11 protein-coding genes are annotated in these 12,471 nt (G+C 51.1%); 5 read left to right on the top strand and 6 right to left on the bottom strand.

All coding sequences use genetic code 11. The annotated features are described in order from the left end of the window. Nucleotides 1-58: 58 nt before the first annotated feature. Both EH228_RS05030 and EH228_RS05035 read right to left on the bottom strand, forming a co-directional pair. Nucleotides 59-910 carry an MBL fold metallo-hydrolase gene (locus tag EH228_RS05030; RefSeq protein ID WP_152320580.1) on the bottom strand — a complete coding sequence of 284 codons (852 nt, stop codon included), beginning with the start codon at nt 908-910 and terminating at the stop codon, nt 59-61. Nucleotides 911-939: 29 nt separating this feature from the next. Next, complete coding sequence (locus tag EH228_RS05035; protein ID WP_152320581.1) at nt 940-1,221, bottom strand: Rdx family protein; 282 nt, start codon at nt 1,219-1,221, stop codon at nt 940-942. Nucleotides 1,222-1,478: 257 nt separating this feature from the next. Here EH228_RS05035 and EH228_RS05040 point away from each other — a divergent pair, with 257 nt between their 5' ends. The 5 genes from EH228_RS05040 (at nt 1,479) to EH228_RS05060 (ending at nt 7,572) form a co-directional block, all read left to right on the top strand. Next, nucleotides 1,479-3,875, top strand: coding sequence for a TonB-dependent receptor domain-containing protein (locus EH228_RS05040; protein WP_152320582.1), 2,397 nt, complete (start codon nt 1,479-1,481; stop codon nt 3,873-3,875). A 71-nt stretch (nt 3,876-3,946) separates the two neighbouring features. Then, nucleotides 3,947-4,987: a hemin-degrading factor gene (locus tag EH228_RS05045; protein WP_152320638.1), complete on the top strand. Its 1,041-nt coding sequence runs from the start codon at nt 3,947-3,949 to the stop codon at nt 4,985-4,987. After that, nucleotides 4,984-5,802 carry a heme/hemin ABC transporter substrate-binding protein gene (locus EH228_RS05050; protein WP_152320583.1) on the top strand — a complete coding sequence of 273 codons (819 nt, stop codon included), beginning with the start codon at nt 4,984-4,986 and terminating at the stop codon, nt 5,800-5,802. Before EH228_RS05045 ends, EH228_RS05050 begins: the two co-directional genes overlap by 4 nt. Further along, on the top strand, nt 5,799-6,800 hold the full coding sequence (locus EH228_RS05055; RefSeq protein WP_152320584.1) for a FecCD family ABC transporter permease: 1,002 nt from the start codon (nt 5,799-5,801) through the stop codon (nt 6,798-6,800). Before EH228_RS05050 ends, EH228_RS05055 begins: the two co-directional genes overlap by 4 nt. After that, on the top strand, nt 6,793-7,572 hold the full coding sequence (locus tag EH228_RS05060) for a heme ABC transporter ATP-binding protein (protein ID WP_152320585.1): 780 nt from the start codon (nt 6,793-6,795) through the stop codon (nt 7,570-7,572). The genes EH228_RS05055 and EH228_RS05060 overlap by 8 nt, the downstream gene beginning before the upstream one ends. A 124-nt stretch (nt 7,573-7,696) precedes the next feature. On the opposite strand, the gene mrdA is transcribed toward EH228_RS05060, so the two are convergent. The 4 genes from mrdA to EH228_RS05080 form a co-directional block, all read right to left on the bottom strand. Beyond that, the gene (gene mrdA / locus EH228_RS05065) at nt 7,697-9,592 is read right to left on the bottom strand and encodes a penicillin-binding protein 2 (RefSeq protein WP_152320586.1); all 1,896 of its coding nucleotides are present in this window, start codon (nt 9,590-9,592) and stop codon (nt 7,697-7,699) included. Nucleotides 9,593-9,797: 205 nt separating this feature from the next. After that, the gene (locus EH228_RS05070) at nt 9,798-10,403 is read right to left on the bottom strand and encodes a helix-turn-helix transcriptional regulator (protein WP_152320587.1); all 606 of its coding nucleotides are present in this window, start codon (nt 10,401-10,403) and stop codon (nt 9,798-9,800) included. 24 nt (nt 10,404-10,427) lie between these two features. After that, on the bottom strand, nt 10,428-10,673 hold the full coding sequence (locus EH228_RS05075; protein WP_152320588.1) for a hypothetical protein: 246 nt from the start codon (nt 10,671-10,673) through the stop codon (nt 10,428-10,430). A gap of 324 nt (nt 10,674-10,997) precedes the next feature. After that, a complete protein-coding gene (locus tag EH228_RS05080) occupies nt 10,998-11,396 on the bottom strand; it encodes a winged helix-turn-helix domain-containing protein (RefSeq protein WP_152320589.1) in 399 nt (132 codons plus the stop codon). Between the last annotated feature and the right edge of the window lie 1,075 nt (nt 11,397-12,471).

Consider the following 12,471-nt stretch of genomic DNA (forward strand, 5'->3'; position numbering starts at 1 on the left):
AGCGCACGTTGAGTCTACCGTGAAGCAGGTTAATGACACAAGGATGATGTGATTTACATCACATTTCAGTCCAGATCGCGCCTTCCCCCGCCGGGCTGAGTTGTCCCACGGCACTGCCGGAAAAATGGACGGTAAACAGTGTGGCCTGATGTTTGATCGCATAGTCAAACAGCCAGGTTCTGGCGTGATGGGCTGCAGTTTTATCCCGGCAGAATACTGAGGCGAGTTCCGGGTGGGAGACTTGCAGCTTGCTGTGCATGACGTCACCAGTGAACAGCGCAATCTGTCCTGCTGATGCAAAGGCGATACTCATATGACTGATACTGTGGCCGTGGGTCGGCAGGAAGTGAATACCGGGCAAATATTCTCCACCGTTATCCGTGATGGTGGCTACTTTTCCGGCCTCGATGAGAGGTTGCACGCTGTCAGCAAAAATGATGGCGCGCGGAACGGACTCTGGCGTCTGATACCAGGCGATTTCTCCTTCAGGGATAACCCATCTGGCATTGGGAAACGTGGCAACCCAGCGTTCGCCATCCCATCGGGTATTCCAGCCGACGTGATCAGTGTGCAGGTGGGTGTGCAGGACATAATCAATATCTTCCGGACGCAGGCCGGTCGCCAGGAAGTTATCCATCCACGGACTGTTCAGTTGATCGAACATTGGGCTGAAAGGGCGCGATTTACCATTACCGGTGGCGGTATCAATCAGAAAGCGTCCCTGCGGTGATTCCACCAGCCAGCTGTGCACACTCATTGCCAGCGGACTTTCCCGCGTCATGCCGTCAGCAAAATGTTGCAGCTGTTCTTCTGTCACCTCTGGGTAGAGTTTTACCGCAGGCAGGCTGAAGATCTGCTCGAACAGTTTGGTTATTTTCAGTTCGCCTACGTGCCATGTGTGGTTGGTCATATTTGCCTTTATTGTTTTAAATTAAGCTGTTATGCCTTATCAATGTGCCCTAAATCCCGCGTTGGGAAACAGCAATCCCGTACCCGTTGCTTCAGTTCTTTCACTTGTGGAAACCCGCCATCCGTTTTGCGATCCCAAATCAACTGCCCGTCGAGCGTTATCTGATAAATGCCGCCAGTGCCTGGCACCAGGGTGACCGAGGCCAGATCGGTACTGAAAGTGTGCAGGAGTTCCTGCGCCATCCAGCTTGCGCGCAATAACCAGTTGCACTGGGAACAGTAGTGGATAGCCACGGCGGGAGCGGTTTTCATGGTGTCTTCCCTCAGAGAACAGAACTCACATCTTCTGGCGGCTGGATAAGGCTGTCAACAGCGTTTTTTGGGGAATTGTGAATTAAGTATGGAGATTATTGCTATATGTAATCTATATGATTATCATTCTCATTCGTAACTATAGGTCAAGGATCGACATGATATAACGCGCAGCAAGTGCCTGCTCTTTTTGCGGTTTACGCCTGCGGCAGCAATGTATGAGTCGATACTAATAATTAATAAAGGCTGACTAAATTATGCGTAAATATTTCTCCTCTCAGGGAATTATCCACACCTCTGTCTTGTTTGGCACACTCGCGGCTTCCGGTATTTCCATCGGGGCAGAGACTGCCACGGAGACGCCCTTAGTGGGCACGACATCTGGTCAGTCACTGGAGATCGACAACAAAAAACATCTTCCATCTGAGCCGCAGATGGTGGTGGTTTCTCCAGGACAGGTGAAAGAAGCGGGCAGTAAGACCACCATTACTGCCGAAGAAATGCAGAAAAAAGGCACCAATGATTTTGGTTCCATCATGCGTTACCAACCGTTGATCAGCGCTACTGGCGTAAGCGGCGGTTCTTCGGCAGGCAAGAGTGGGTTCGACCGCGGCGGCTACACCGGTTACAACATTCGTGGTCTGGAAAGCAACCGTGTCGGGCTGGATATTGATGGTATTCCGCAACCCGCGGCGACCGGTCGTAGCTACGCCAGTCGTGCCGGGCTGAACACGTTTGGTATCGGGCGCGATTACATCGATCCTTATATCTATGGCCGGGTTGAGATCGACGCTGGGGCGACTTCCTCTTCTCAGGCGAATAATGCCATTGGCGGCGCAGTCTCTTTCATGGCGAAATCGGCGGATGATTATCTGACGCCGTATAAGTCAACCTACTTTGGCTATCAGTCGGATTACGACTCCGCCAACCGCAGTTGGCATAATGGCATCACTGCCGCAGCCGGAGACGAAACGCTGCGCGGCGTCTTGGTTTACAGTCGTCGTGACGGCCAGGAAACCCGAAACAACAGTGGGACGATTGATGCTTATCCGGCCAACTGGCATTCCAATGCATTGCTGGGCTCCGCTATCTGGCAACCTAATGATCAGCACAAACTGACCGGTACTGTGGATTATTACGATAAGACTAACCATACCCATTACGACACCTGGAATAACAGCGGCGATACTATCTGGGGAACCGCCCGGCAGCAGAGCAATACACGTCGCTGGGGGCTCAGTCTGAAAGATGAATGGACGCCAGCCAATGCCTTTGTCGACAGCCTGACCTCGCGCGTTTACTACCAACAGACCCAGGCCCATGACAATACGTATATGCCTTCCAGTGCGACGGCGATGCAGCGGGTATATTCTGATTACGATGTTGACACCTATGGCTTTGAAGTCCAGATGGCAAAAATGTTGGGACGTCACGAGTTGAGCGGCGGCCTGAATGGCAGTATCAGTGATACTAAACGCCCATTCCGTCAGGATCCAGCCGCCAGCCAGTACAATGTGATCATGCAACCGGATGCCGACAGCCACAGTTATATCCTGGGGGGATATGTACAAGACCAGATTCATTTTAATCTTGCTGATCATGACTTCAGCATTGTGCCGGGTGTGCGCGTGGCTCATCAGTCCACCAGGCCTGAGAACCTCGATAGTCTGACCATCGGCAGCAGTGTGCTCACCGAGTCTCAGTTGCACTCGTTGTACGGTAAAAAGAACCGCGATACCCAACTGCTGCCATCGCTGAGCTTTAACTATGATCTGACGCCGACGCTGATGACTTACGTGATGTACCGACGTGGCGCTCAGTTCCCTAACGCCAGCCAGTTGTATGGTTCATGGAACCTCGGTTCCAGCTATGCCGGTTCCGCACAGTATGCGCTCATTGGTAACAGTGACCTGAAGACCGAAACCAGCAATAACCTCGAGTGGGGCCTGAAAGGGCAGGTGGTGGAGGGGGTGTCGCTGAATGCGGCGATGTTCTACAACACCTATAAAAACTTTATTGCGTATACGCGTTACACCCGCGCACGTCATCCTGATCAGTTTACCAACGTACCATCGAATATCTATACCGCGTATACCGCTGAAAATCGTGATAAAGCCTATATCTATGGCGGTCAGCTCAGCACTAAACTGAATTTCGGCAGTTGGTTTGAGGAGGTCAACGGCCTGAGCGCCACTTTTGCTCTGGGTTACAGCAAAGGGAAATCGAAGTCTGATTACAACGGCGACAGCTATGTCGACCTTGACAGCGTGGCGCCGATGAAAGCGATTGTGGGGGTGGCATGGGATGACCCAGCTAAACGTTATGGCGCTGCGGTGACCGCGACCTTTGTGAAAGGTAAACGTGCCACGGATACCAACCGCGAAAGCTACAGCAACAGTGGTAGCGTCCTCACCGAGGCCAGCAGTGAATATATGCGTGTGCCGGGTTACGGCATGGTCGATATGACCGCGTACTGGCAGGTGGCGAAAAACGTGAAGATTAACGGCGGGATCTACAATCTGACTGATCGTAAATATTGGGATTACCTCAGTAGCCGTAATCTGACGGAAACAACGTCTCAGGACGCTTACGACAAAGCACTGGCGGTGATGCCAGGTCGTACTTTCCAACTGGGTGTTAATATCGATTTCTAATCGTCTGGCTTTTTTATTGACCATGTGAGCCCAGCGGTTTGGCGCGGGGCCCGAAGGAGAACAAAATGGAAATGAGTACTCTTTATCAACGTTATCAGGTGCTGAAAGCAGAGCAGCCGAAGAAATATGCCCGTGAACTGGCGGGGTTGCTGGGTGTCAGTGAAGCCGAGCTAACCCAGGCCCGCACTCAGGATGACGCAGTGGTCCTGAAGCCTGATTTCCATGCATTGTTGTCCTCACTGGAAGCCGTAGGAGAAACCAAGTCCATTACCCGTAATGAATATGCTGTGCATGAACAGGTGGGACGTTACGAAAACTTGCATCTGAAGGCGGGGGCACACGCTGGACTGATCCTTAACCCGCGCGCCCTTGACCAACGCTTATTCCCTTTGCAGTGGAAAAGCGCCTTTGCGCTGCATGAGAAAACCGCGCGTGGCGAGCGTCACAGCATCCAGATTTTTGATGCGTATGGTGACGCAATCTTGAAAATTTACACCACGCCGGAAACCAATATGACGGCCTGGCAGGCGCTGGTGACTGACTTCACCGCTAAAAATGCCCCTAAACTGGTCATTAGCCCTGTGCTACCGGCGGCGTTTAACCCGTATCCAGACTCTGCGTTGATCGAACAGGAATGGCGGGCAATGACTGACGTGCACCAGTTCTTTGGCCTGTTAAAGCGGCATAATATCTCCCGTCAGCAGGCTTTTCGCGCGGTGAGTCATGATTTGGCGAAAAAGGTGGATAACCGTACATTGGGTGAGTTGTTGAAGTTGGCGCAAAATGACGGCAACGAGATCATGATTTTCATTGGGAATCGGGGATGTGTGCAGATCTTCACCGGCGTTGTGGAGAAGCTGATGCCGATGGAAAATTGGCTGAATATCTTCACGCCAACGTTCACTATGCACTTGATAGAAGACGCCATCGCTGAGAGTTGGGTCACTCATAAAGCCACGGCTAATGGCATGGTGACCAGTCTGGAATTGTTCGCTGCAGACGGTACACAGATTGCCCAGTTGTATGGTCAGCGTACCGAAGGGGAGCCAGAACAGACTCGCTGGCGCGAGCAAATCGCCTTGTTGACTGATGGTGTTGGGGCCGCCGCATGAAAACCTGGCTGATAGCGTTGCTGGCGCTGCCTTTTTCGTTAATGGCGGAAGAGCGGGTGGTGTCGATTGGCGGTGATGTGACGGAAATCATCTACGCGCTGGATGCGCAGCAGAGCCTGGTGGCGCGAGACTCCACCAGTCAGCAGCCTGCGGTGGTCACTAAACTGCCGGATGTGGGCTATATGCGCCAACTGAATGCGGAAGGGATCCTGGCGATGAAGCCCACGCTGGTTATTGCCAGTGCGCTGGCGAAGCCCTCGATTGCTTTACAGCAAGTCGGGCAGGTGGGCGTAAAGGTGGTGACGGTGACAGGTGAAGCTTCGCTGAGCGCTATCCATCAGAAAATTGCCACGATTTCCCGTGTGCTGCATTGTGAAGAGCAGGGAAAAATGTTGGAAGCGAAGGTTGACAGGCAATTGGCCAGTGTGTCGAACAAACCGCTGCCAGTTAAAGTGCTTTATATCCTGAATCACTCAGGGATGAAGGCGCTGGCCGCCGGGACAGGGACCGCTGCCGATGGCGCTATCCGTAGCGCAGGATTACAGAATGCTATGGGTAATATTGCGCATTATCAGGCACTGACCCAGGAGGGTATTGTCGCCAGCGCGCCGCAGTTGGTGGTGATTGGCGAAGATGGCCTGAAAGCGATGGGGGGCGAGGATAAAATCTGGCAGCTGCCCGGTCTGTCGCTGACGCCAGCCGGGAAGAATCATAACCTGTTGGTGGTGGATGAAATGGCGTTGTTGGGTTTTGGCCTGCAGACGCCGGGTGCGATTGTTAAATTACGTCAAGCCGCGGAAGCCATAATGCAATGAAAACAGTGAAGGTGCGGCGCGGACTGCTGCTGATGTTGTTGCTGATGGTGGCGATGGTGCTGCTGGCGGCTAACATTGGCGCGATGCGCCTGTCGTTGCCGATCCTCTGGCATGCGCCAGCTGACAGCATTATCTGGCAAGTCTGGTGGAATATCCGTCTGCCACGCGTGCTTCTTGCGGTGTTGGTCGGGGCGGCGCTGGCGCTCTCCGGTGCGGTGATGCAGGGGCTGTTTCGTAATCCTTTGGCTGATCCTGGTTTGTTGGGGATTAGCAGCGGTGCTGCGTTGATGCTGGCTTTTGCCATTGTGATTCCTGTCGCGCTCCCTGCCGCGCTGGCCTTATGGTGGCCGATGCTGGCCGCCTTCGCTGGCAGTATTGCGGTCGCGGTGATTATTTTTATCCTCAGCCGTTATCGCAGTACCACGCTCTCCAGGTTACTACTGGCTGGCATTGCCATCAATGCTATCTGTGCGTCGGCGGTGGGCGTTCTTGCCTGGATCAGTAACGATCAACAACTACGCCAGCTTTCGTTATGGGGGATGGGGTCTTTAGGCCAGGCACAGTGGTCAACGGTCACGGTTTGCGCTGTGCTGATCCTGCCGACGATGCTGGCCACTCAGAAGCAGGCTCAGCGACTCAATTTGTTGCAACTGGGAGATGAAGAAGCTCATTACCTGGGGGTGGATGTTCGGCGTACCCAACGTATTTTGCTGGCGCTCAGCGCTTTGCTGGTCGCTGCGGCGGTCGCGGTCAGCGGGGTGATTGGTTTTGTGGGTCTGGTGGTGCCGCATTTGATCCGCTTAGTGATGGGAGGCGATCATCGCGGGTTGCTGCCCGGTGCCGCATTGTTAGGGGCGATGTTAATGCTGATAGCCGACACGCTGGCCCGCACGATGGTGGCACCGGCAGAAATGCCCGTGGGATTGCTGACCAGCTTACTCGGTGCGCCGTGGTTTTTATGGCTGATCCTGCGTCGCCAGGTGGGTCGCTATGAGTAACGTTTTACAAGCTGTTGGGGTGTCTTATCAGGTGGGGAAACGTCTGCTACTTGACCGGGTTTCACTTACCTTGCAACCGGGGGAAATGGTGGCGCTCATTGGCCCTAACGGCGCCGGGAAATCCACCCTGCTGCGGATACTCACCGGCTATTTGTCCGCCAGTCAGGGTCATTGCCTGATTGACAGTCAACGGATTGAATGCTGTCCGCGCGACCAGTTGGCCCGCTGTCGGGCAGTGATGCGTCAGCAAAGCCACATTGAGTTTGCGGTACCGGTAAGAGAGGTGGTGGCGATGGGGCGATCGCCGTGGCCGGGCCGACTTGACCAGCAGATGATTGACCAGGTCATACAACTGACGGGATGTGACTATCTGGCGCAGCGCGACTATCGTTTGCTCTCCGGTGGGGAACAGCAGCGGGTACAACTGGCGAGGGCACTGGCGCAGCTCTGGCATGATGATGGCCCGCAAGGCTGGCTGTTTCTTGATGAACCGACGTCGGCGCTGGATCTTTACCATCAGCAACATGTTTTGCGGTTGTTGCGCCAGCTCACCCGTCAGGGGCGACTAACGGTCTGTTGTGTGCTGCATGACCTGAATCTGGCAGCGCTGTGGGCGGACAGAATGCTGTTGTTACATCAGGGAGCATTGGTTGCCAGTGGTTCCCCAGCAGAGGTGATGACCGAAGAGACATTAGCCCGTTGGTATCAGGCTGATCTGCAAGTACATCACTATAGTCAGGACGCCGTACCGCAAATTGTGTTGCGGCGTTAGAGGCAGGTTCAGGCAATAAAGTAGCCAGGCCTGAGGGCGGCCTCGATCGATAAAAAGGTCATCTCTGTTAAGAGAGAAGGGGGGCGCCAGCTCATTCCGCTGTGCACCTCGCCCCATTCCCTGGCTACTGTGCGGTGGTATTGCTGGAGGGATCGGCGGTCTCCGGCATTGGTGCGACATCCGGCGGAAGGAAGATATGATCGAGAATATTTCTTGCCAATGGTGCTGCGGTTACCCCGTTAACCCCGCCGTTTTCAAGGATCAACGCCATCGCCACTTTAGGATCATTGAACGGGGCGAAAGCGGTGTAGAAGATATGATCGCGCAGGCGTTGCGGGATCATTTTCGCGTTATAGACCTGATTCTGTTTCAGCCCGAATACCTGTGAGGTGCCACTCTTGGCTGCGATGCCGTAAGGCGCGGTATGGAAATACTTATAGCCGGTGCCGTTGGGCGCGTTGGCCATGCCGAACATCGCATGACGGACCAGGTTCCAGTAAGGCGAGTTGGGATCGCCAATTTGTTGGCTGGGGAGGGTCTGTTTCCATGGCACGACCTCTTTGCCCTGTTTCTCTTCGTACATCAGATGGGGCTGGATGACCCGCCCGTTGTTGATCAACGTATCAAGCGCTTTTACCATCTGAATCGGCGTGGCTATCCAGTAACCCTGACCGATGCCGACTGAGACGGTATCCCCTTGATACCAGGCCTTTTTATGTACTTTTTGTTTCCATTCGCGGCTTGGCAGCAGGCCGCTATATTCTTCATTCAGGTCAATACCGGTGGGCTTGCCGTAACCGAACTGGCTGAGCATGGTGTGGATCCGGTCAATCCCCATCATAAACGCCACCTGGTAGAAAAAGGTATCGGCGGACTCTTCAATGGCGTGGGTCACATCCAGTATACCGTGGCCGGTTTTTTTCCAGTCACGATATTTACGCTGGGTACCCGGCAGCGTCCAGGTGGGGGCGCCGAAGAAGGTCGTCGATGGAGTGATGACGTGGGTTAACAAGGCCGACATCGCCATATACGGCTTAACGGTGGAAGCTGGCGGATAAAGACCCTGGGTGACGCGGTTGATCAGTGGCAGGTCTTTATTATCCAGTAGCGTTTTGTAGGCTTTATAGCTGATACCTTTCACAAACGGGTTAGGATCGTAACTGGGGCTGGACACCATCGCCAGCACTTCGCCATCTTTTGGATTTTCGATCAGTACCGCGGCACGTTGCCCGACCAGTTGGCTTTCAACATATTGTTGCAGATGCAGATCCAGGGTCAGATAGATATCTTTACCGGCGACTGGCTGGACTTCTTTCAGCACGCGGATCACCCGGCCATGGTTATCCACTTCGACTTCCTGGTAGCCTGTTTTGCCGTGGAGTACTGATTCGTAATAGCCCTCAATACCCTGTTTCCCGATGTTGTGATCGGCGGCATAGTTCTCACTGATGCCTTCTTTATCCAGCCGTTTGAAGTCGTTATCGTTAATTTTGGAAACGTAGCCGATCACATGAGCCAGGTCCGGCCCGTAAGGGTACTGGCGATCTTCGTAGCTGTTGATAACCACGCCGGTGAAGCGGTACTGATTCACCGAGAAGCGAGCGATTTCTTCATCGGTGAGCTCAGTTTTTAGCACGACAGGTTTGTAACGGCTGTTAGCGTGCAGCGCGCGGGTGAAGGTATCAATATCATCCGGGGTGAGGTCAACAATCGGGGTCAACTGTGCCAGCAGTGTTTTCATGTCCTGCACTTTGTACGGCAGGATTTCGATATCATACCAGGTCACATTCTTCACCAGCGGAATGCCATTGCGGTCAAAGATAATACCGCGCGTCGGTGCGATAGGGATCATCTTGATGTCATTCTGGTTAGAACGGGTTTGATAATACTGATTTTGCACGATCTGCAGATGATAGAGGTTCACCACCAGCGTGACGAACCCTGCCGCGACCACCCCAAAGGCGATGATTGCCCTGCGAACAAACAGTTTTTTTTCTTCGTCAAAATCTCTAAGCTTCATTACCAGGCAATCGCGTTATGTGTTCATTTGGCTTGCCTAATGATAAAGATTACGCAATAAATCACGACCCGAAAGATACATTCTGGCCGGTTAAAGTGTGACATTTGTTGAATATGTAACAGAGTGAGTCGGCTTATACCGGGTGGAGTAAGAGCAGGTCTCCAACTGGCCTGCTCATAGTATCACCTCTGCGAGTCACTTTTGCTTACCTGGGGCCTCCAGCCTGCCTGACAGACGAGCGGTTAAACTCGGCATACAGCGTGATGATTTGGCGGTAGCACAGCAGCGACATGTCGTTCATCCTCGCCATGCCCAGTTTACGAAAAGCATTTTGTTTATGAGAGCTGATGGTCTTGACCGACAGGTTGAGTTTCCTTGAGATAAAATGAGTTGAACGTCCTCCCGCCAGTTCTCTGAGTACAATATTTTCTTTTTTGGAAAGATGGTCCGTCTGCTTATGAGCATGGGTGGTGAGCTGTTTCAACAGTGGCATAATTTTCTTAAATGGGCATTTTTTGGATACCAGCCAGTAGGGATGAAAACCGCTGTATTCCCCCAGTAAAGGCAAGTCAACAACAAAAACCAGGTTTACGCCAAAGTAGTCGGTTGGCTGGGTCATCCTGGGGGTAGGGGTGGTGCTGGTATAGTTGACATCGATAACAACAATATCATCTTGTCTGAATTTACCACAATAAAGAAACGTTAATCCGTCAGCATAACTAAATTCTTTTATTTCCACATCGTTAGCGGAAAGTACATATTTTAGTCCACTGACAAAAAAAATATCATCAGAAATAATATAGATGCACATAATTCCCTCTGCGATTGATTATCCTTAAAAGTGCGGTCGTGCTTCAGGTCTTGTTTCAGTAATCATGAAAGTGAGGGTAGCCTCGCTTTTTTCGATATGACGATACTGGATATAGCGGGCCAGTCGCGCTAACGACTGTTGAGCAGAACCGACGTCCGGCAAAGGGAATGGTGGGCTTTCGCCAAAATTTCGCCTGCCGTAGCGACGGATACTTTTCACTCCCTCCGGTCTGTTGGATATCCACTCCGGGAGCCCTTCTGCTATCTTCATCGCCAGAATACCCCTTAGTGCTGTCGATGATGTGGTATTGCGCAGGCATCAGGTTGATGCAGTTACTGATTTTGCACGCCGTTCAAAAACACCCTGGCATTTTTCTCCTGCAAAGTGAATGCGTTAAGGTATAACACAAAAAAAATGACGGTGTCCTCGCCTTACCCTAAATAATTCGGGAGGGATGAAGGCAGCAAGACCGCAGGCTCCCAGTTGTATAGAGGGGAAGAATGGAGCCACTACACGCATCCCCCTGAAGTCGTTGAGCAGACTCCGTATTCCCTCCCAACTATGCGAGGGGGTCAGGCAGACGACAACACCTTATTATTCATAATAATAAATGGCTTTGACTTTATTTTCGGCAATGTGGTATCCCCGGAGTGGACCGCTCTCTACACGAGTAATAAAATCTTCGGAGAGTCCTAATCTGGCCAGTTTATTCCGCAAACTTTTCATCACTTGCCACAAGCGTTGAGATGATGAGCTGAGCCCATATTTGTCCCAGACGTTCAATAAAATATCTTCGTGCTGGATGATGTTACCTTTAGAATTTTCAAGCAGATAAATAAAAAGCCGCATCATCGTTTCCCTCATGAGTACGACAGACTGGTTGTTATTCCTCGTTAACTGCTTGATATTGATTACTTTATTTTGAAAGATATGGACCTGAATATCCTTTTCTATCACATAGCCAAAGAGCCTTCTACTATGTTGATGATCCATGTTACAGCCTCCATTATTGTGCATCCATCTATGACGATGTTTCAGATGCGTCCTGCTGTCCTGTCGTTTTTATGAACACGATTCATATTACCTTTTCTTATGGAAATACCTCAACCATACGACAAAAGTTAGCATGGTGATTAATTCAGGGGTAATTTGGTTTTTATGGTTTGTTTTTTATTGAGATATGGTTTTATATTTCTTTTTTTCTTGTTTTTATATAATTATTCACTGAATTGACAGTTAATAAATTTATCAGGATGACATGCTTTTTTTATGGGGGATTGCAGAATTTAATCGGGTGAATGAGGTGTGTTGTTTTGATAATGTTAAAAATCACCAAGGTGATTTCATTAACTAATTTTGAGATGATGATATCATTATTATCTATTTTACTTGAATATTAACTGGTTATCTTAAGTGGTTGTTATTGGATTAAGTCATTCAGGTCATCCGGGAGGTTAATGGTTGTAAAATAAAGACCAGGACAATTCTTGATTGTAAAATAATTTATAGTTAACGGCCTGGGAATCATGTTTTTGAGTTGTGGTTAATAAGAATCCTCTCATATTATCCCGATATACCAGGGGGTAATAAAGTTATTTTTAACTTTGTGATGTATATCGCGAAAATGAGTGTGGTGGGGATTTTTAAATTTCTGTCACTCTGTCTCCTGGCATTCTGAGGCCAGGCATTGTTCAGATTTTGTATGTACTCAGTCTCCGCTGTATCTTCCCTGCTCATTCGAGTTGCAGTTCCAAAAAACGTCCGGGTGTTTTTTGAACTGTGTCAGCGCGTCGATGACGGGATGAGACTGTCAGGCTGAATCATATGGCGAACGAAGACCTCTTCGCGACCGGGTTGGGCGATGCGTCTGACTCTCTGTTCGCGCTATTTTATCCCCGGGCGCGAATCCGGCAGGGGATTGCGGTGACGGGTTGACTGAGGGCGAAACTGCCGTGGTCAGCGCTGTTTTTTTTGCGGATGCGACAGACAGCAGAAGTAACAGGTTTTGACATTTTCACCAAAGCGAACTTTGGCAACGGTCAATGCCTGTAATGAGTTATAAAGGCTA

Origin of the sequence: Erwinia endophytica, from assembly GCF_009295515.1 — a bacterium.
GTDB lineage: Bacteria > Pseudomonadota > Gammaproteobacteria > Enterobacterales > Enterobacteriaceae > Erwinia > Erwinia endophytica.